Origin of the sequence: Psychrobacter sp. 219-2-C (assembly GCF_049560815.1) — a bacterium.
In the GTDB taxonomy this organism is placed as follows: domain Bacteria; phylum Pseudomonadota; class Gammaproteobacteria; order Pseudomonadales; family Moraxellaceae; genus Psychrobacter; species Psychrobacter faecalis.
Map to the genome: position 1 here is coordinate 1,761,031 of NZ_CP186933.1, position 21,369 is coordinate 1,782,399.

Genomic DNA, 21,369 nt, shown 5'->3' on the forward strand with positions numbered 1-21,369 from the left:
CCAAATCAATAAGCCCCCTAGCAACCGATGCGGTCATATATTTACCAGTAAGGCATTATTATTTGATAGGCTAAAAATTTGATATTAAAAAGAATTTTTTAAGAAGAATTGTTTAGGATGGTTGTTTGGTTTTAGGATTGGGTGTTTTAGCTGCGCGCTGTGCTTGACGCGCTTGCTGAATGGATAGCTGCTTGATAAGCGCTTGGCGTTGACGGCGACTATAAATAATAAAAATCAGCATCATGCCAACCGTAATTGCCCAGCATGACCAGACAAAAACGCCATGCTCACCCATGGCAATAAACTCAGAGACGCTATAAAAGTAAGGCTGCATTTTATTTCCCTAGCCGTTATTTGCTTGGTTCATGGTTGTATTTTAGGATTATTTATTTTGGCTACGAACGTATTCTTTGACCCACGCTTTGCCTTGGTCGCGATATAATATCAGGGTATTGGTCCGATAAATGGCCAATGAGGCGACCAGTAAATAACTACCAATAATCATCAGTAGTAAAGGCAGCCACATATCTGCCGACATTTTTGGTGCCGCCGTCAGGGTAAAGGTTGAACCTTGGTGCAAAGTATTCCACCACTGCACCGAGTACTTAATAATAGGCAAATTCACCGCGCCAACGATAGACAAAATAGCCGCCGCTTTACCGCGATTGGCGGTATGTTCAAAGGCGGCAAACAACGCCATTACCCCAGCATATAAAAACGCCAAAATGAGCATAGACGTCAAGCGTGCATCCCAAACCCAATACGTCCCCCACGTCGGTTTTGCCCAAATAGAACCGGTGAGTAAACTAATCACACAAAGCAAAAACCCCATCGGAGCCAGTGCCTGAGCTACAAGGCTTGCGGTCTTAATTTTCCATACCAGATAAATAACACCCAGTACCGCTAAGGCAAAATAAATAGAGATAGCGAGACTGGCAGCGGGTACATGGATAAAAATAATGCGATAGCTATTACCTTGCAGATAATCCGGCGGCGCAAATGCCAAGCCCCAAACGCTACCGATGAGCAGACAGAGACCGGCTAATATCGCGAGCCACTTAACCCAAGGCGCAAAGATACGAAAAAACTGCTTGGTACCCACAGTGGTCAAAAAGACCTGCCAAATGCGTTGCCACAGGCTAGGAGATGAGACATTATTCAGGTTGGGCATGGGAATAAACCTATTGCGCAGCTGGTGATTATCGAGTAAAACGCATGATTCATACGCCTACCCGCTAACTTGCTGACGTTAAACGCTGGATAGAATCTACACGTGATTATTTGTTGAATAGCCTATTATAGCAAAGTTGCCAGTTTTCATCATGCTGTTAAGATAAAGGGCTTTCATCAGAAAAGGTATATAGTCGATACTAAATGAAATGGATAGACAATACTATGCCGCGTGACTGGTACAAATTTTTCTTGCTTGCTGTGCCTACGCCGACAGAGGCGACGAAAAATTTATCCCTGCTCCGCTGCCTCTTTTTAATATTGACCTGAATATAACATGCCAACATTAATTGTTAATTTAACCATGCCATTTTTAAGGTCAGGGCAATCACCCATGGCATCACCAGTATCGAAATGATGCTACCTGCTAATAATAACGCTAAAATCGGCAAGCCGTTGAGACCTGTGGCAAATAAATCAACCGCACCAGTAGCAAAAATCAATACCGGTAATTGCATCGGTAAGGCAATCAAAGGCACCAGCACCGCGCCGTTTTTTAGTGATAACGTCAAACTACTGGCGACTGCTGACAGCATAAGCAGCATTGGACTGCCAGTAATAATAGACGCCATCAATATCCATGCCTCAAACCAGCTCAGCTGAAATAAAGGCACAGCAAGCAAACTTAATGCCGCCACAATACCGCTACTAAAAATCCAATGAATAACTAAACGAATCAGCACCCATAATGGCAGCGACGCTTTAGCGACGACTAATTGCGCAAGCGTACCATTATCAAGCGCAGGCTTAAACAAGCCATCGACACCCATTACCAGTGATAACAAAGCGGCAATCCAAACTGCGGACACCCCAAGGCGCTGCAGTAAAGCAGGTTCGCTGCCAACCGCTAGCGGAAACAAGGTGATGATCACTAAAAACAGTACCAAAGGATATAACCACTGTACCGCTCCTTGCTGCTTCACCTGCCATTCGCGCCGCCAAAGCTGCATAAAACTGATAGCGCGTGCAGCAGCTGTATTAGCATTTGAGATGTTAGCATTCGAGCTTGTATTCACTGTTTTTACTGCACTGTCTGTGTCTATCATTTATTGGCTCTTCCACTCATGCTTGTCGCACTTATATTGACGCTTGTCGCACTTACATTGACGCTTGTTGCAGTTATATTGATAGCATTTACACCATATAATCGGACAAATCGAGCACTTGATTGGCAACGCCGACGGCTTGGTGACTGGTCATTAGTATCGCACCGCCAGCCGTAGCAAATTCGCGCAACCTACCTTCCATGCGTGCTACCATATCGACGTCAAGCGCGGTAAATGGCTCATCGAGTAGCCATAAAGGCGTGACCTCAGGCGTTAATAAATACAAGCGCGCCAGGGTAATGCGCCGTGTTTGCCCTGCAGATAAATGGCTTGAGCTGATGGTCTCAAACCCTTGTAATCCTACCCACGTAAGGGCGTCATCAATATCGGCGCTACTAGGGCTAATGCCATATAAATTAAGCAAAAAAGTGAGGTTTTGGGAGACTGTCAAGTTTGGATGAATACCCAATTGATGCGACACGTATAAAGGCTGCACGGGCAAGTTTGCTATCCCTTGATAAATAACCTCACCGCTTAGCACTGGCAATAACCCAGCTAATTGCATAAGAAGCGTCGTTTTACCCGTGCCATTAGCACCGACCAAGTGACAAATGCTGCCCGCAGCCAGATTGAGCGTCACGCCTTCACATAAAGGAATTTCACCGCGCTGAACCGTTAGCTTATCAAGCGCAAGTAAAGCTGTATTCAGAGCCGTCATCCAAACCTCTCATTTATTTATTAAGCAGCAGGCAATATTCATCACAAACACCGCTGATGTTCGTGGCATAATACTTTATGCTTACTTCAACCCCACAGTATAACAAATTGTCGATTACTATGACCTCAAAACCTATGCAGACTTCAAAAGATAGCCAAAATTTAGACACTCAAAGTGCTACGAGCACCAGCCTAACGCTCGACCGCTTAATCGAGGCGCAAGTTGCCTTTATGCAGCAATGGCTGCATGCGCAAGCCCAGCCTTTAGCAACACAGGCTTGGCAGTGGTTTGGCGAGCAGCCATTAAGTAAATATATCAGTAGCGATGATTTTCAGCATCTTATTAATGACTGGTTTCTCAAGCAGCCGCTAAGCGAGGTAGTACGACGCGATATTCGTGATATTTTGCATACTATTATCTATCATCCGGTTAATAATAATGTGCCTTTATCAGAATTGGTCGATGACAGCCAAGTTGAGATTCTAGCCAGCTATGTCGGCAGTCATGAAGAGCAGCGTAATATCTTGGTGCATACGCTGGTTGGCAATGAAACCTTTGCTGATTTATTGACACAAACGCTGTATCACGCTATCAACGATTTTATGGAATCTACGCTGGATAAAGCGGGTCCTGCCGGTAAACTGATGAAACTTGGGCGCAGCTCGTTTGAAAAAGCCACCAATCGCAATCTTGATGAAAAACTGCAGTCCTACCTGCATCGCAATATTAAAGATTTAACACGCCGAGCAGAAGCCAACGCCCAAGCGCATTTATCCAACGAAGAGGTTGCGCGCTTATTGGTCACTGGTTGGGAGCGTATCAAGGAAAAACCAATTAGCGAAATCCAAACCTATTTGCGCGATGAGCCAAACGATAGCAGTATCGCGCATATTGAAAACAGCATCCAACAAAGCTACAACCGTCTGCGCCTATCGCCTTATTTGCACAGCCTTGTGGCAGCGAGCGTCGATACTTGGTATAGCAACCATCAGGATGATAGCATGGCTACTATCGCGGCAAGTTTACACATCGATGAGCAGGCAATAACGCAATTGAGTACCGCCCTGCTCCCTGTCGTCACGGACGCTCTTGAAAGCTCATGGTTTACGGCGCATATAACAGAGATGCTGCAAGCGTTTTACGCCCAGCCTAGTATCAAAGCAGGACTGGTATTTGGCAGCAATTAATCTGCTGTTTTAGCGTACGGTTTTCTTTAAACTTTTATTATTCACCCTTTATTAGTCAGCTATTATCTATGAGCCAATCTTCTAAACTCAACTTATGGCAAAGAATCAAACAGCTGCTTAGTGTATCAGCTGAACCGACTGCTATTGATGATACGAAGATTGATAACGACTTGGACTCGGACTTGTGTTCAGATTCAAGTCTGACAAAACAGGATAAAAACAACGCTTATCTTTTAGAAAATGAGGGTGATAGTATTCAAACTTATCCTAAAGACAGTGATAATAATGACAATGATGATACGGATGTTAGCGGCTCTAGCTCTGACTTAAACCATAATGTGAACCGTAGCGCAAACCACAGCGTTGATAACCACGTTGATAATCACTTCGATGAGGTTATTTATAGCAGCCTTAGTAGCAATCTTGATAGTCGCTTAGATAGCAGCACTGATACTGATACTGACGCTTATTTTGATTTTGATAATGGCATCGACAGCATGACACAGCAAAATGCGCTGAATGACACCCCTATTGTCAATTATCTTAAGCAGTATTTCGACGATCAACAATGGCATTATAACCATTATCGACCCAAAAGCAGTGGCAGCGACAATAACGACAGCCAGCAATCACACTATTTGTCTTTTAGAATGCGCAATAAAAAGCTTGATTGCGGCTACCTGTTTCGCGTGCAAGAGCATAACAACCTATTGGCCGTCTATGGTATTTTGCCGTTTTTGATACCCGAAAGCCATCAAAGTGCTGCGATGTTACTGATCACCCAAATCAATTACGACATGCTGATTGGCAACCTCGAAATGGATATCAATGATGGCGAAATACGCTACAAAAACGCCATCGATGTCGAAGCGGTCGGTATGGATGAAAGTACCATTGAGCACTTATTACAAAGCGTCATCGCGATGACCACGGTGACTTATGAGATATTTAGTGAATTGGTCAACAATCAAAATCCTGCTACAGAGTTGCAAGAGCTATTGATGGCGATATATCGACAAGAGGATGCGCGCACCTTTTTCTTACCCACGCAATTTGTTCAGTAATCCACTGCGCAAGCTATATATTTGTCGCTCTTACAATTACTCACCAATCCCCTACTTTCAAAACGCTTAAACCTCTCTATCCTTTTACCTTCTATTCTTAAATTACTTTTTAAAAGACATACGTTAATACTATGCTAAAAATTGCTTACTCGGACATTTTTCGTTATTCCGTACCCGAAAAACACCGCTTCCCCATGCAAAAATATACCATGATTCCTGAGCGCTTACTGGCCGAAGGAACCATCACTAGCGATAATTTCTTTGCCCCAAAACGTCTAAGCGAAGAGGAAATTTTAACCACGCATACTGCGGATTATTGGCAGCAGCTTAAAACCCAAACCTTACCACGTAAAGAAGCGCGCGCCATTGGTTTTGAGATGACGCCAGAGTTGGTAGAGCGTGGTCGTTATATTGCCCATGCCACCTATGAATGTGCGTTATATGCGCAGCAATACGGCGTGGCAATGAATGTTGCGGGCGGCACTCATCATGCCTTTGCCGATCATGGCGAAGGATTTTGCGTTTTTAATGATGTTTGTATCGCCAGCAATTTATTATTAAATCGTGGACAGGCACAACGAATCTTAATCGTTGATTTGGACGTGCATCAAGGTAATGGCAACGCCAGTATCATGGCGGATGAGCCGCGCGTTTTTGTCTTTAGTATGCATGGCGCAAAAAACTACCCCTTTCGCAAACAAGTATCAGACTTAGATATCGAGCTGGATAATGATACAGCTGATGCAGAATACTTACAGATATTAGAGGATACGCTGCCACGCTTAATTAATGAATTTGCACCGGATATGATGTTTTATCAATCTGCAGTCGATGTGTTGGCAACCGATAAATTGGGCAAGCTTAGTCTGACGCTAGAGGGTTGTAAGGCGCGTGATGCGTTTGTCCTACAACAAGCTAAAGCGGCCAATATTCCCGTGGCTATCGTCATGGGCGGCGGCTATTCAGAAGATATTGAAGACGTGGTTGAGGCGCACTGTAATACGTTTCGTTTGGCACAGCAGCTGTTTTTTGCAGAATTGATTGAGTAGTGGGTAGCGTTCAGCGCAAGGAAAGATAAGAAAAATAACGCAACAAAAGTAGTAAAGTTAGTGAGGTGATAAATGGCAAAAATATTGATTGGTGTAGGAATTTTGCTGGTTATTATCGGCATTATTTGGCTGCTGTTTCCAAATGCCTTTTCATGGATAGGCAATATGCCAGGCGATATCAAACATACCTCAGGCAATACGCGAGTTTACTTTCCAGTGGTCACCATGATAATCATCAGTGTCGTCGCCACCATAATATTAAATTTGTTTAATCGCTAAACTTGTTTAAGCGTTAAGTTTATAGCAACGCTGTTATGCCTTGCCAACCAACTCGAATACCGAGAGCAGTAAGAATCAATAAGATAAGCTGACGAAAGCGGGCTTGCGGTAAATAGCGACGCAAGCGAATCCCAACCAACAACGCAGCGATAGACAATATACTCAGTAACGCAATCAGCTGCCACTCATTAGCACTTAGCGCCATGATAGGTTCACGCAGAACAATGATTTGGGCAATTTTACCCAAGAAATAGCACATGTTGCCGACTTTGGCGATGGTGTTTTTATCGTCACTCGCGGACAATAAATACATCATGAGTATGGTGGACATGGCATTGGTCGCACCGCCAATAATACCAGCGCTAAACCCGACGATAATCAACATAGGCTTGGTATTGGGCAGACGGATTTGCTTACCGAGCAAGTTACTGCTGACATAAAAGCCAATCACCGCAGCTAATACCAATAGAATATATGCGCTATCGACCCACAGCAGTAGCTTGGCACCAAGCATACTACCGAGCAGACTGGTCAATGCCAATAACCAATAGCGCCTACCGTAATGGATGAAATTTTGCCAAATACTGCGCTCGCCACCTGCCAGCCAAGTCATGGCATTGAGCAATAACGACGGAAAAATTACCAAGACAATCGCATGGGGTAACGGATAAATACTGGCAAGCGCGGTGGTGGTTACTAACGTCACACCCAGTCCACTAATACCGTGCAGCAATGACGCTAAGGCAAAAATTGCCAGTAGCAATAACGTCTGGGTACTATCGCTATCCATCATATTCGTCATATGAGTCATAGAAACTTATAACCTAATAACGATAGTGATGATAGATATCGGCGACTGACATTGACAACAGCGCAACCAGCATTACTAGACCGTTTCTTATGATTAATTATGCTTGATGACGTTGCCAAATCGTCTCACCAATAATGGTCGCCAACTGCTCAGCAATCTCATCTTTACTTGCCTTTTCAAGAATCACATTATCGTGTTCATAACGCTCGGAGAAAAACACTTGCATGGCATTATCGTCACTGGCAAAACCAATATCTGCACGTGAGACGTCATTACAAGCGATCAAATCCAAATCTTTAGATACTAGCTTGCCACGTGCATAGTGCTCCACATCTTGTGTTTCTGCCGCAAAACCAACGACAAACAGCTCCGGATGGGCAAGAGAAATCGTCGCTAAAATATCAGGGTTTTTAACCAAGTTTAGCGTCATGGCATCTTGGGTTTTTTTAATTTTTTGCGGTGCGGCCTCGAGGGTACGATAATCGGCGACGGCAGCAGTGGCGATAAAAATATCAGCAACCTTTATACCCGCACTCTCATTTTCAGCATGTTCATGTTGATGCTCTTCACCGCAATTACAGTCATCGTGATGATGAGAATGGTCATGGCTATGTTCATGAGGATGCTCATCAGCGTCTTCAGGCAAATACTGTAGCGCACTATGCGTGCCATCAACGCATTGCTGTGCGGCTTTCAACATATCTTGCGCTGATAACACATCGATGCGCGTGACATTAAGTGGTGTTGGCAAGGCAACTTTGCCACCAGCAATCAAAATCACGTCGGCGCCAGCGGCCACGCAAGCACGGGCTAAAGCAAAACCCATTTTGCCAGTAGAGTGATTGGACAAATAGCGCACCGGATCGATACCTTCTACGGTCGGCCCTGCGGTAATTACCACGCGTTTACCTGCCAATAACTGTGGCGTGGTTTGCATAGCCGTAAATAATTGCACTTCCGCTAATAAATCCTCAGGCTCAGGCAAGCGCCCTGCTCCGACGTCACCGCATGCCTGCTCGCCGCTGGCAGGTGCAATAATTTGATAATTCATATCACGCAGGGTTTGCACATTGAGATTCACCGCTGGGTGCGCCCACATTTGCTGATTCATCGCTGGCGCAATGATAACCGGCGCAGTCGTTGCCAAGCAGACCGTAGTCAATAAATCATCTGCCATACCCATCGCCAGCCGCGCTAAGGTATTGGCAGAAGCAGGCGCAATGACAATCAAGTCTGCCCATTTAGCAAGCTCAATATGACCCATACCCGCTTCTGCTTGCTCATCAAGTAATGAAATATGCACCTCATTACCCGTCAAAGCCTGCAAGGTCAGCGGCGTGATAAAGGCTTGCGCGCCTGTGGTCATAATGACGCGCACATCAAAGCCCGCCTTGACTAAAAGACGGGCAAAAATAGCAGATTTATAGGCGGCGATACCGCCAGTGATAGCAAGCACAATATTTGACATAAGCATGGCATCAATAAAAAAATGAAAGATAAAAATTGCGCTTATAGTAACAATTATGCGATAAGTTAGGGGAAGTTTTGTAGATTTATCTCAGTTATCTGGCATCCATCCTTTATTAAGGAGTAACAATGGCAATTAAAGACTGGCACGAAGATGATAGACCGCGGGAAAAACTGCTGAAATTTGGCGCCGCTCACTTATCTGATGCCGAGATATTAGCGATATTTTTGCGCACAGGCACCCAGTCGCAATCGGCCATTGAGCTTGCCCGTCACTTGATAGAGCAGTTTGGCAGCCTAGCTGAGCTGTTGGCTGCCCCAAAAGAGACGGTGCTTGCTTGTCACGGTATCGGTCCCGCTAAGTACGCGCAGATTCTAGCATCGCTTGAGATGGGCAGGCGCTATTTGGACAGTCAGCTTAAAACTGGTCATGCACTTGGGCGCTCGCAAATGGTCAAAGACTATATCAGCACCCAACTGCGCGGTGAGTCTCGTGAAGTTTTCGCCGTGCTGTGTTTGGATAATGCATTAAACCTCATCAATTTTGAGATACTATTTACTGGCGGGATTTCCTCTTGTTCGGTTTGCATCAAACATGTGTTACGCCATGCGTTGAGCCACGCTGCCAGCCAGCTTATCGTTGCTCATAATCATCCACATACTGACGCTACCCCCTCAACAGCCGATAACCTACTCACTTATGAGCTAAAAAAAGCCTGCGACTTAATAGATTTGTCTTTAATTGACCATATCATCGTCGGGCGCAATGAAACGCTCTCGTACGCTGAGAAAAGCCTAGCGCCTTTTGCCTGAGACCTTTTAGCTAGCAACTTCTGTCTGACGCTTGATACATATTTTCGACATAGCGTAGCATTTTGGCTCTTGATAGTTATAAACAACTGTTTCATATTGGTAGCTTACTTTATTTTTGCTCTGTGAGCTTTTATATAGTAGATATCAACAAGCTTAAGTTTTAAATAAAGTCCAACACAGATATTCAATTTGTAGCATAAATGAGCTTGTTCTAAGCCCAGCTATAATGAAAAATTAAAATAATAAGTCACATTATTGCATTTTTTTATTCACTTAAATTTTACGCTGGTGTATGCGGCGTTAGCAAGGAGACAGTCATGGCCATTGGCTTTTTTATTTTGGCAATCCTCATTCAGTTAGCCATGGTCTTGGCCATCTTTTTATTATCCTTATCGCGTGTCACCGGTAGTATCGTCGCCCTTGTTACCGTCCTCGTCACCGCCTTTATCAGTCCATGGTCGCTCATCTTAGGCATACCGATTGCATTACTGTGCTTAGTGCTGCTGCTCACTCCGCTGCGTCAGTCATTGATTACTAAGCCCGTTTATAAAGCTTTAGGCGGCGCCATGCCAAGCATGAGTGATACCGAACGTGAAGCGCTCGATGCTGGTACCAGTTGGTGGGAAAAAGAGCTATTTATGGGCGCGCCGAATTGGGATACCTTCGCTAAATACCCGTACCCTGAATTGTCAGAAGAAGAACAAAGCTTTATCGATAATGAAGTCGAAGTGCTGTGCGCGATGCTTGATGAGTGGAAAATTCACCATGAAGATAAAGAGTTGTCACCAGAAGCGTGGCGCTTTATCAAAGACAATGGCTTTTTGGGCTTAATCATTCCAAAAGAATATGGCGGACTGGAGTTTAGCTCGTATGCGCAAAGCCGCGTGATGAGTAAGATTGCCTCGCGCTCACCGACCGCTGCTGTCAGCTGTATGGTGCCAAACTCACTTGGCCCTGGTGAGCTTTTGATGCATTATGGCACCGATGCGCAAAAGCAACGCTGGCTACCGGGCCTTGCCAAAGGCGATGAAATCCCCTGTTTTGGTTTGACCGGCCCTGAGGCGGGTTCTGACGCTGGCGCAATTCCTGATACGGGCGTGGTTTGCTATGGTATGCATAAAGGCGAGCAAGTGCTTGGTCTGCGCATGAATTTTTCTAAGCGTTGGATTACCTTAGCACCTATTGCTACCGTCGTTGGCTTAGCCTTTAAAATGTATGACCCAGAAGGTCTGCTTGGTGACCCTAAAAAGACCGATTACGGTATTACCTGTGCATTGGTGCCTGCCAGTCACGAAGGCGTCATCACCGGACCGCGACATAATCCAGTTGGCTCGCCATTTATGAATGGTACGGTAGATGGCACTGACGTCTTTATTCCGCTCGATTATATTATCGGCGGCGTCGAAAATGCTGGTCGCGGCTGGCGGATGCTGATGGAATGCTTGGGCGTTGGCCGCGGCATTTCCTTGCCAGCGCTGTCAACGTCGGCCAGTGAAGTTGCCTATTTGACCGTTGGGGCGTTTGCAAAAGTTCGCGAGCAATTCAAAATCTCGATTGGTAAATTTGAAGGCATTCAGGACGTGACCAGCAGCATGGCAAGTAACACTTACATGCTTGAAGCGTTTCGTCATCTGGTTACCTGTGGTCTAAACCAAGGTGGCACGCCATCGGTCATGACGGCAATGGCAAAATACTATGCGACTGAAACCATGCGTGACGTCATTAACGACGGCATGGATGTCGTCGGTGGTCGCGCCGTACAAATGGGCCCGCGCAACTTTTTAGCAATTCCTTATCAAGCCATCCCTGTTTCTATCACCGTTGAAGGCGCCAATATTTTAACGCGCTCGTTGATGATTTTTGGTCAAGGGGCGATGCGTTGCCACCCTTATCTATTTGATGAGCTACAACTGCTGCAAAGTGACGATAAAGAAAACGCGCTTAAAGAGTTCGATAACTTATTCTTTAAACATTTGGGCTATACCTTTAATCGCGGCGCCAAAGCCTTTGTCGCAGGTTATGTCGGTGGTAGCAGTCATGCGCCAAACTTTGCCGATAGCTTTACCCGCCCTTATTATAAAGACATCAATCGTTTGAGCGCAGGATTTGCCCTGACCGCTGATATGGCGTTAGGTCTACTCGCTGGTGATTTAAAACGTAAAGAGATGCTCTCTGGCCGCTTAGCAGATATTCACGCCCATCTATTTATCTGTACAGCTATTTTGCAATTTTACGAATACGGTTCTAAGTCAGAAGCCGAGCGCTTACATGCAGAAGTGGCGCTAAAAAATAGCCTTTATACTATTCAAGAAGCGTTCTTGTCTTTGTTTGCCAACTTCCCAAATCGCATGGCAGCAAGCTTGGTCAGCTTTGTCACCTTCCCAAGTGGGCGTATCTTTGCCCCAGTGAGTGATGAGCTCAAACGCAAATTGGGCGATACCTTTATGGATGACTTTGAAGCCAATCCATTCCGTGATTACCTTAAAACCATGGTGTATTACAACACCGAACCTGATGATGTCATGGGGCGTATGGAAAACGCCTATCAAACCTTGCTCGAAGTAGAGCCTTTATGGCAGAAATTTAAAAAGGCGGAGCATAAAGACCATTTCGAGGGTCTGACTTTTGAGGATCATGTGGTTTATGCCAGCCAAAATGGCGATATTACCGAAGCAGAGGCGGAGCAGCTGATTCGCTATAATGCCATACGTTTTGATTCCTTATTAACCGATGTCTTTGATAAGCATTTAGCTGAAGCGCAACCTCGCGATAATCCGCACAGTTTAGATAATGCGGTACATAAACTCACCGACTATGCGCAGTTAAAAAACCAAGCACAAGCAAGTAACGGCGTTGCGACAGATGATTCTGCGCAGACAGCTGATGCGGTCATAGCCGATAAGCAAGAATCAACGGGCGATGACAACCCTGACCACGGCTATGAAAGCGATGGTGATGTCAAAATGGTCAGTGAGCAAGACACGGTCGAAGAAGTGCAAGAACAAGCCGACTTTAAGGATACAAATCCTGATGCAGAAGCGCTTGATCCGCGGCGCCGTGATGCAGAAACCCATCTGAGCGAGCGTATGAGCTATAACCATAGCCTGCATAAAACGGACTCGCATGCTGACAAAACACAGAATGAGATAGAAAACGGCGTAGAAAAATCTGACAATCATGCTGAATGGCAAGATGGTCTACGTCGTGACGAAAATGACAAGATATAAAAAGGTGTGAAGTCATTGCGGTTTTAAACGGTCACGATATAAAACTGCTAAGACCAACCTTTGCTCATAATCGGTTCGTTCTTAAGTGAGATTATTCAATATGAATGGTCTCGCTTTTTTGTTTATACCCCAACTACTACCAATAAATTGACTCAAAAATTGCTTATATCATTCAATTTAATCTAAAAATTTTTGCTGATAAATAAAATTAAAATACCGTGCGTTTATTCTCTTACCCTGTTTTAGTCATAAATATTTCTTGCAGTTACCCCAACAATTCTTTTATATTGTCCCCAAAATCTGACTTCAGAGACAGATAACAAACTTTTAGACGTAACGAAAATAGGCATAAAAACGATACTTATATACTAGGTAGCGTATTTATGGCTGCGCGTTACGGCAACCAAGGACAGTAGTTATGTGGAAGAATATGGGATTAACGGGCAAGATTATTGTTGCCATGGTGCTGGGTATCATACTGGGTTTATTTATCAACTACTCAGGATTAAATACCGAAGGCAGCTTTGTTAGTGACTATGTGACCAATGGCTTATTTGCCATTATCGGTAAGTTGTTTGTTAACTCGCTAAAAATGCTGGTTGTGCCTTTGGTACTGATTTCGCTTATTTGTGGGGTTTGCGGCATCGGTGATATTCGCTTGCTTGGTCGTATCGGCACCAAGACCTTTTTTATCTATATGATGACAACAGCGCTGGCTATTGCGACGGCGATTGGTCTTGGCGTGCTGTTTGGCATCGGTAAAGGCATGGATATCGAGACGGAAGCGGCATTTGAAGCGCAGTCAGCACCGCCTCTGCTCGATGTATTCTCCAATATTATCCCATCTAACCCCATCAGCGCGATGGCAAATGGCGATATGTTATCGATTATTTTCTTTGCTATCTTAATCGGTATCAGTATCTTGATGGTTGGTAAGCCTGCCAAAGGCTTGGTGCAAAGCTTGGAGCTTATTAACGAAGTCATCTTAAAAATGGTGACCATCATTATGAACCTCGCCCCTTATGGTGTGTTTGCGCTATTAGCAAAAGCCATGTCAGAGCTTGGCTTAGACCTTATCTGGTCGCTGCTTGGTTACGTTGCGGTATTGATTGGCTCGCTTGCTTTTCATTTCTTTGTGACCATGATGATTGTTCTGAAGCTGGCTTCAGGCCTCTCGGTGCGAACCTTTTTAACAAAAATGCGCGAAGTACAGATTTTTGCGTTTAGTACCTCAAGCTCAAATGCGACGATTCCGATTACCTTGCGTACCGTTACCAAACGCATGGGGGTCAATAACTCTGTTGCCTCGTTCACGGTACCATTTGGTGCGACCATCAACATGGATGGCACCGCCATCATGCAGGGAACCGCGACCATTTTTATTGCCAATATTTACGGTATTGATTTGGGTGTGACCGACTATCTAGTCGTTATTCTGATGTCCGTGCTCGCCTCTGTCGGTACGGCAGGCGTTCCTGGCGTTGGTTTAATCATGCTATCGATGGTATTTGCGCAAGTAGGCTTACCGATTGAAGGCATTGGTCTTATCTTAGGGGTTGACCGTATCCTTGATATGTTACGTACCGCCGTCAACGTCAGTGGCGATGCCGCTGTGACCGCTATCGTCGCAAAGTCAGAAGGCAAGATGGATTTGGCAATTTATAACGACCCTGATGCGGGTACAAAAGACGTATTCGATGGTCATATCGATGAAAACAGCGAGCGCGAATTCTCTGAAGTCTTTAGCGATGGCATTATGGGCAGTGAATACGACGATATTAAACGTGGTTAGGTCAAGCATGGCTGGCGGGTAATATCAATTAGTCACTTATAAAAATGCATAATAAAAACCTCAGCCAAATGTGGACTGAGGTTTTTTTCTGTCTTGAGTAAGGGTTTGGAAATTGATATATAGACGAAATAACTTAAGACCGTGACGATACTGCTGGAATAAAGCTTTTTTAACTTATAAAGACTATCTTAACCTCAAAATAACTATCGTTAACCAAGCACATATTTGGTTAGCATTGCCAAACAAACCAACACAATCATCGGACGAATAAGTTTACTGCCGCCTTTAACGACCATATGCGAGCCAAAATAAGCGCCAATCGTCTGCCCAACCATCATTGCCAGTCCCACTTTCCACAGCACATTACCGCCCAAGATAAAGAAAATAAGCGAGCCAATATTGGTAGATAAATTTAGCACCTTTGCTGCGCCCGTTGCTTCAATAATTTGGCGACCACGCAGCGCCACATTTCCTAAAGCAAAAAACATCCCCGTACCCGGTCCGATATAACCATCATAAAACCCTATCAAAGGCGCCACTACCTTTTGCCACGTGCTTTCTGAGATGCGCGGTGCGGCTTCCACTTCACCCAACCTCGGGGCAAATAAAGTATAAATACCAATCGCCCCAATCAAAAACGGAATCAGTTTTTCTAACAAATCAGGCGGCGATAACTGCACGGCAATCGTACCAAGCACAGAACCAAGAAAAGCGGCGATGATCGCAAATTTGATACTTTTAGGCTTGATAACACCTTTTTTAATCATGGTAATAGACGCCGCGAGCGCACCTGATGCCGCTTGCAACTTATTGGTGCCCAAGGTTAGCACGGGCGGGATATTGGCAAGCAGCATGGCAGGAATGGTCAATAAACCGCCACCGCCCGCGATAGCATCGATAAAACCTGCCAGCGCCGCAACCGCCGCCAGCATTAAAATAATCTCGATAGAGAGTGATATGTCCATGACACTAACCTTGAAAATTTGGGGTATAAAAAAGCAAACGCAACGTTAAAATTTGTGTAAAGGCGCTCATTATAAAGATAAAACCGTAAAAAAAACCAAAAACCTAGCAAAGTCTGCTAGATTTGTTATATTCTCGGCTTGATCAGTACGCCTTTTGGTAGGCTTCGCCTGTTTAAAAAAACCGCATAAAACCGTTAACGTATTTAATTGTTTATATGAATAAGATTGTGAGAAACTAGAGCCATCGGTCTGCTGCGTCATTTTTAATGATAAGGGCAGCATGAATGATGAGGGTTTATGTTTAGGCGAAATGGATTTGAGCAAGCCAAAGCAAGAAAGCAGGCCAGAACAATTTAGAAATTTGAAGTTTTTGAATGATTTAGCACGTTTTATTGAGTCAATGAGGATAATATGGCAATACAAAGAATCAGAGCATTTTTCAACCTCGAAGCGTCAGGCGGCATTGTCTTAGCGCTGGCAGCTATCGCGGCAATGATTATTGCCAACACCTCTCTTAGCACTTGGTATGAGTCTTTTATTCACGCGCCCGTTGCCATTCAAATCGGTGGCTTTGAGATTGCAAAAGACGCCCATCATTGGATCAACGATGGTCTGATGGCAGTGTTCTTTTTCTTAGTCGGTCTTGAGCTCAAGCGTGAAGTACTCATCGGCGAGCTCTCTAACGTCAAACAAATTATCTTACCAGCTGGCGCGGCATTGGGCGGCATGATTATGCCTGCTATTGTCTACTTGCTTTTTAACTATAATGAGCCTGAGTTTTGGAAAGGTTGGGCAATTCCGGCGGCGACCGACATTGCCTTTGCCCTTGGTATTTTAAGCCTACTTGGCAATCGTGTACCAAACTCACTCAAAGTCTTTTTGGTATCCATCGCTATTTTTGATGATATTGGTGCTATTTTAATCATCGCTTTATTTTATACCAGCGACTTATCACTTGGTTCATTGGCTATCGCCGCTTTGTGTTTACCGTTCTTATATCTACTCAATCGCCGTAACGTCACCAGCATTACCCCTTACATATTAATCGGGGTGATTATGTGGATTGCCGTGCTCAAGTCTGGCGTTCACGCGACCTTAGCTGGGGTGGTACTCGCGTTATTCATTCCGTTATTTGACCGTACTGACCCTGAACACTCTCCACTTGAAGAGCTTGAGCACGACTTACAAAACACAGTATCTTACGGGATTCTGCCATTATTTGCCTTTGCCAACTCAGGTATATCGCTCAAGGGCGCAGGCTTTGCAGAGCTATTTCATTCCGTGCCATTGGGTATTGCCGCCGGACTGTTTATCGGTAAGCAAGTAGGCGTCATGCTGATGTGCTGGTTGATTTTCAAACTGGGTATTTCTACTATGCCAAAGGGCATGAACTTTAAGCAAATTTACGGCGCAGCGTTACTTTGCGGCGTTGGCTTTACCATGAGTTTATTTATCGGTGGTCTGGCCTTTGGCGGCGCGACACCATTATTTGACGAGCGCTTAGGTATCATTATGGGTTCAATCGTATCTGGTATCGCAGGTTACTTGATGTTAAAAGCCACCTTAAAAGAAGAGGTCAGCAATACCTCGGTGGACTTAACCCATCATTCTTAAGCACTCATTAAGCGTGAGCGACTTATAGCTATCACGCTAAATAAGTCGCTTAATGCGCTTAAGATGAGTGGATAAAAGCAGACGATATAAAGTAGCTAATCATATGGGTCCCATCGATATCGCTAAAGAAAATGCCAAAGCCAATAGCGCCAGCGCTCGGCAAAAAGCTGACCCTAACCCGGCAATTCATGCTTACCAGCGCCATGGACGCACGACGGCGATTGACGACCATAGCGACCTACAAGTCTTAAAGCGCATTAAGCGTTATTTATTGCCAAAAGACTTTGTTATCTCGCAAGAGTTATTGCAGGAAATGGTTGCCGGCTACGATATTGGCGATCCACTAGCCGATGCGTTGGCCGCTGACGGTATTCGTTTTACCAAGCCTTTACAGCAATTTATCTTAAGCGATAGTAATGGTGGCGATAGTAATAGTAGCGATAGAAATGGCAGCAGCTTCGATGCTACCCTTCTAAGCAACCCTGCATTTAATACCTTAACCGAGCAATTTAGCAGCCATCCTGCTTGGTTTGACCCCAAGCTTGCACAAATCGGCGCAGTTGCTTATCGACGTTATCCGCTGATGCTCATTTGGCTATTGCGCAATGTCGCGCTAATGGCCGGCTATAGTATTCCCGCCCTCTCCCTGCCGCTCATTCAAACGGGCGCCTTAATGCACGACGCCCTACCGCGCTTGATGCGTACTTATGCCTATATTCTAGCCGTCTCTGAACACCCACAACTAAATTCTAGCTCTTATAATAACCGTCAACCGATTAAGCAGGTATTGGCAATTGGCTCAGAAGGCTGGCGGCAGTCTATCAAGGTGCGGCAAATTCACACGACGGTGCGGCAAAACTTGCTCAGAGGTAAAGGCAATGCCGCTAAAGGTGTCATACCCGATGCCGACCAACACCACAATGTAGATGGCAGCTGGAACACCGACTATTGGGGTATTCCTATCAATCAAACCGATATGATTGCTACCCATTTGCAGTTTTCATTATTGATTATGCGTGGGCTACGGCTGCTTGGTGCCCGTATCAGCGGCGAGGAAGCCGAAGGTATCTTACATCTATGGAATCTTGCCAGCTATTGGATGGGCGTTGATTTACAGCGCTTACCGAAGGACGAAGCCGCTTGTTGGGAATGGCTTTATACCTATTTATCAGTTCAGCAACTTGATTTTAAAATGGGTCAGCCACTGGCAAAAGCCCTGCACGATTTACCGCGTCAGCTGATGGGCGAAGACAATCGACGGGGGCGTTTCGTTGAGATGGTCAATGCTAGCGTGACCCGTACTTTGGTCGGCGATGATATCGGCGATGGGCTGGATTTGCCAAAATCAAAAATCCGCTTTGGCGTCTTATCGTCAGTGCCGATTCTCTTTGCGCTCGATACGGCACGCCAACACAATCAAAGTGTGGCTGAAAAATTAGAAGCCTTCCGTTCTAAACGCCAAGATAATATGAATTGGTGGTTAAAGAAAAATGACGATTATTATAAATAACTTGTGCTAATTACAGATACTCTAAGAAGAATAATCACTCAGTATTAGATAAAACCAATAACGAATAATATTATGCAAATCTATAACCATAACCAGAGGGCATAAGTCGAATATTATTAGTAGTAAATAGAATATATCAAGCCATTATCAACCGCCTCTACAATAACTATAATAAATCCGCAAAAGACGCGCTTGGTTTGATTAGAAAATGGTTTTACTGTAGACGATTCAATAAATCACCGCAAGCGACTGACGTATTAATTACGCGTATCTTGAATGCGGTAATACCACTCAAGCTGCCGATCAAACCCCGTCTCTAGCAAGCTGGCGATGACGCGTCCTGTCAGACCCCATATTGTTTCGCCATCCACTTGCCAGCTTGGCGTGAGGATGGTCGCGGTCTGATCTTGCATCGTATACTCTATCGCATACTCAACGGTAGGCTGCGTCAACAAGGTTTCAAAATCTGCCCAAAAGATACGCGAGATTTCATCAAGCTCCGGCACTAACAGTAAATCTGGCGCAATTAGCGCCACAATGGGACGCACACTCATGCCACTTTTAGAGGTTTGAATCGGTAATTGACCAAGTAGCTGGACTTTATTGGGTGGCAGCGCGGTCTCTTCGCAGGCTTCACGCAATGCGGTGATGACATTATTACCATCGCTGGCGTCATGTTTACCGCCTACGCAAGAGACTTCGCCGGCATGACTGTTCATATGAGCAGCGCGGCGCGTCAGTAGCAGCTTGGGATGGCGCTCATGAGTAATGGCAACCAACACCGAGGCATCAGCAATCGGTGTCTGATACAGGCTCTCTAAAATACGCTCGCTAAGAGAAGTATGAGAGCTGTGGTATAACGCAGGATTGGTGACCGCATTTAAGGTCTCATGCTGCACGCGTTCCGCAAGTTTTCTAATAGTGGGATAACGAATAAAGTCTGGCACAGCGACGGAAAATTCATCGAAATGGACAGACTGCGGGGGGAGTAACATTATTATTGCCCTATGTTTTTATCAGTATCAAGCATCAATGCCGTTAAACATAAATAACCATTAAATAGCCATTAAATAAGATGCTGATTACGCAAGTAAGCACTTTAAGATTACATGTTTTTAGGAAATATTTGTGGATAAGATTTTTTCATTAAATAAAATGCAGGGCAAAACCGATGATTGCCCGCAAAGATTGCCATTAATTATCATTGCCCTTGCTTGGGTTGGCGGTACTTTCGCCACCGCCATACTGGCGCTACTGGGCAGCTGGCAAAATGTCGCCATGATTTTGGGCTCATTTGGTGCCAGCTGTTTGCTTATTTTTGCGTATCCAGAGAGTCCATTTGCTCAGCCTAGAAACATCGTTGGCGGTCATCTTATCACCACTTTTACGGGTCTATCGTTCTTGACCTTGTTTGGTATCGAGTGGTGGAGCTTGTCGCTGGCGGTCGGTACAGCGATTGCGCTGATGCTATTGCTGCGCGTGCCGCATCCACCCGCAGGCTCTAATCCACTAATCGTCATGCTCGGCGGCGTCAACTGGCATTTTTTAGTCACCCCTACGCTAATCGGTGCGCTTGCCTTGGTCGCAGTGGCGCTGATTTATAACAATATCGGTCGCGGCCGCCATTATCCGCGTTATTGGTGAATCCACCCTTCAATATACAGCCATCATTTATTATTTAACATCAGTCTAGTCTAGACTAACGCAATCTAAAAGCGGCTGCATATACTTTATGTGACTGGACTGATGCGTAATCGCAGCGCTGACAATGACGCTTCAAAAGCCTTATTTCATAAACGTAAGCCTAGCTACCATCAGTTTAGCAAAAATGTGTGCTTTTTATTATCACGGCCAGTGCGATGGAAATTTGTGTTATCTTAGGCATCATAGCTATGATGCCAGCTGACAAGCGAACGTCATAACATAAGAATTACAATTCTTACAACATCGATAACCTTTTTTCCATCTTTCGTTTATCTTATATAAGGCAGTTGATATGCGCTATTGTCTACAATGCGGCCATGAAGCAGAACGCAAAATACCAGCCACCGATAATATGCCGCGTTTGGTATGTCCAAACTGCAATTATATTCACTACGAAAATCCAAAAGTGATTTGTGGCTCACTGGTCGTGCACAAAAACAGAGTGCTGCTATGCCGCCGTGCAATTGAGCCGCAATATGGCTTATGGACGCTGCCTGCAGGCTTTATGGAAAACGGCGAAACCATGGCAGAAGGCGCGGCGCGTGAAAGCTTTGAAGAGGCGGAAGCAGTGGTTATCAACCCGCATTTATATTGCTTATATGATATCCCCGATATCGGGCAAATCTATAGCATTTATATCACCGAGTTAAAAGACGGCGCTTACGGTATTGGCTCTGAAAGTCTGGACTGCGCGTTATTTGCTGAAGAAGACATCCCGTGGGATAAGCTTGCCTTTGAAGCCGTACGCCGTACCTTAAAAAGCTACTTTGCCGACCGCAAGGAGTTTGACGACCATAACGACTTTCCTATTCATCAAGATTTGATTGGCAAAGACCAAGCGATTAAGCGTTATTAATACAGCTTTTTAAAATACTTACTGGCAATAAAAACCG

The 21,369-nt window shown here is 44.9% G+C and carries 19 protein-coding genes; 11 read left to right on the forward strand and 8 right to left on the reverse strand.

From position 1 onward, the window contains the following. Positions 1-112: 112 nt before the first annotated feature. From ccmD to ccmA, 4 genes are all read right to left on the reverse strand, one after another. Positions 113-334: a heme exporter protein CcmD gene (gene ccmD, locus ACPEGP_RS07155; RefSeq protein ID WP_423813015.1), complete on the reverse strand. Its 222-nt coding sequence runs from the start codon at positions 332-334 to the stop codon at positions 113-115. 48 nt (positions 335-382) lie between these two features. Further along, the gene (gene ccmC, locus ACPEGP_RS07160) at positions 383-1,171 is read right to left on the reverse strand and encodes a heme ABC transporter permease CcmC (protein ID WP_144297829.1); all 789 of its coding nucleotides are present in this window, start codon (positions 1,169-1,171) and stop codon (positions 383-385) included. Positions 1,172-1,523: 352 nt separating this feature from the next. Continuing rightward, on the reverse strand, positions 1,524-2,180 hold the full coding sequence (locus tag ACPEGP_RS07165) for a heme exporter protein CcmB (RefSeq protein ID WP_423814261.1): 657 nt from the start codon (positions 2,178-2,180) through the stop codon (positions 1,524-1,526). A 184-nt stretch (positions 2,181-2,364) separates the two neighbouring features. Next, positions 2,365-2,994, reverse strand: a complete 630-nt coding sequence (gene ccmA / locus ACPEGP_RS07170) for a heme ABC exporter ATP-binding protein CcmA (protein ID WP_423813016.1) — start codon at positions 2,992-2,994, stop codon at positions 2,365-2,367. A gap of 134 nt (positions 2,995-3,128) precedes the next feature. Between ccmA and ACPEGP_RS07175 the strand changes: the two genes are divergently transcribed. The 4 genes from ACPEGP_RS07175 to ACPEGP_RS07190 all read left to right on the forward strand — a co-directional run bounded on the left by ACPEGP_RS07175 (position 3,129) and on the right by ACPEGP_RS07190 (position 6,573). Then, positions 3,129-4,181, forward strand: coding sequence for a hypothetical protein (locus ACPEGP_RS07175; RefSeq protein WP_423813017.1), 1,053 nt, complete (start codon positions 3,129-3,131; stop codon positions 4,179-4,181). 68 nt (positions 4,182-4,249) lie between these two features. Then, on the forward strand, positions 4,250-5,245 hold the full coding sequence (locus tag ACPEGP_RS07180; RefSeq protein WP_423813018.1) for a YbjN domain-containing protein: 996 nt from the start codon (positions 4,250-4,252) through the stop codon (positions 5,243-5,245). A gap of 131 nt (positions 5,246-5,376) precedes the next feature. Further along, positions 5,377-6,294, forward strand: coding sequence for a histone deacetylase family protein (locus tag ACPEGP_RS07185; RefSeq protein ID WP_423813019.1), 918 nt, complete (start codon positions 5,377-5,379; stop codon positions 6,292-6,294). Between the two features lie 72 nt (positions 6,295-6,366). Further along, entirely contained in the window at positions 6,367-6,573 is a 207-nt protein-coding gene (locus tag ACPEGP_RS07190; protein ID WP_423813020.1) for a DUF2905 domain-containing protein, read from the forward strand. A 19-nt stretch (positions 6,574-6,592) separates the two neighbouring features. On the opposite strand, the gene ACPEGP_RS07195 is transcribed toward ACPEGP_RS07190, so the two are convergent. Then, entirely contained in the window at positions 6,593-7,375 is a 783-nt protein-coding gene (locus ACPEGP_RS07195; RefSeq protein ID WP_423814262.1) for a sulfite exporter TauE/SafE family protein, read from the reverse strand. A 106-nt stretch (positions 7,376-7,481) separates the two neighbouring features. Continuing rightward, complete coding sequence (gene coaBC / locus ACPEGP_RS07200) at positions 7,482-8,852, reverse strand: bifunctional phosphopantothenoylcysteine decarboxylase/phosphopantothenate--cysteine ligase CoaBC (RefSeq protein ID WP_423813021.1); 1,371 nt, start codon at positions 8,850-8,852, stop codon at positions 7,482-7,484. Between the two features lie 128 nt (positions 8,853-8,980). Here coaBC and radC point away from each other — a divergent pair, with 128 nt between their 5' ends. The 3 genes from radC to ACPEGP_RS07215 all read left to right on the forward strand — a co-directional run bounded on the left by radC (position 8,981) and on the right by ACPEGP_RS07215 (position 14,683). Further along, entirely contained in the window at positions 8,981-9,664 is a 684-nt protein-coding gene (radC, locus tag ACPEGP_RS07205) for a RadC family protein (RefSeq protein WP_423813022.1), read from the forward strand. Between the two features lie 317 nt (positions 9,665-9,981). After that, positions 9,982-12,891, forward strand: a complete 2,910-nt coding sequence (locus ACPEGP_RS07210) for an acyl-CoA dehydrogenase (protein ID WP_423813023.1) — start codon at positions 9,982-9,984, stop codon at positions 12,889-12,891. A gap of 418 nt (positions 12,892-13,309) precedes the next feature. Next, positions 13,310-14,683: a dicarboxylate/amino acid:cation symporter gene (locus tag ACPEGP_RS07215; RefSeq protein WP_286796817.1), complete on the forward strand. Its 1,374-nt coding sequence runs from the start codon at positions 13,310-13,312 to the stop codon at positions 14,681-14,683. A 209-nt stretch (positions 14,684-14,892) separates the two neighbouring features. Here ACPEGP_RS07215 and ACPEGP_RS07220 read toward each other — a convergent pair whose 3' ends face one another. Beyond that, positions 14,893-15,648, reverse strand: a complete 756-nt coding sequence (locus ACPEGP_RS07220; protein WP_423813024.1) for a TSUP family transporter — start codon at positions 15,646-15,648, stop codon at positions 14,893-14,895. A 411-nt stretch (positions 15,649-16,059) separates the two neighbouring features. Here ACPEGP_RS07220 and nhaA point away from each other — a divergent pair, with 411 nt between their 5' ends. Then, entirely contained in the window at positions 16,060-17,262 is a 1,203-nt protein-coding gene (gene nhaA, locus ACPEGP_RS07225) for a Na+/H+ antiporter NhaA (RefSeq protein ID WP_423813025.1), read from the forward strand. Between the two features lie 103 nt (positions 17,263-17,365). Next, a complete protein-coding gene (locus ACPEGP_RS07230) occupies positions 17,366-18,772 on the forward strand; it encodes an oxygenase MpaB family protein (RefSeq protein ID WP_423813026.1) in 1,407 nt (468 codons plus the stop codon). A gap of 257 nt (positions 18,773-19,029) precedes the next feature. Here the strand turns inward: ACPEGP_RS07230 and ACPEGP_RS07235 are convergent, their stop codons facing one another. Continuing rightward, positions 19,030-19,767, reverse strand: a complete 738-nt coding sequence (locus ACPEGP_RS07235; protein ID WP_144297816.1) for an NUDIX hydrolase — start codon at positions 19,765-19,767, stop codon at positions 19,030-19,032. 133 nt (positions 19,768-19,900) lie between these two features. Between ACPEGP_RS07235 and ACPEGP_RS07240 the strand changes: the two genes are divergently transcribed. Both ACPEGP_RS07240 and ACPEGP_RS07245 read left to right on the forward strand, forming a co-directional pair. Further along, a complete protein-coding gene (locus ACPEGP_RS07240; RefSeq protein WP_227514902.1) occupies positions 19,901-20,416 on the forward strand; it encodes an HPP family protein in 516 nt (171 codons plus the stop codon). Positions 20,417-20,768: 352 nt separating this feature from the next. Continuing rightward, positions 20,769-21,332, forward strand: a complete 564-nt coding sequence (locus tag ACPEGP_RS07245) for an NUDIX hydrolase (RefSeq protein WP_144297815.1) — start codon at positions 20,769-20,771, stop codon at positions 21,330-21,332. Positions 21,333-21,369: the final 37 nt, after the last annotated feature.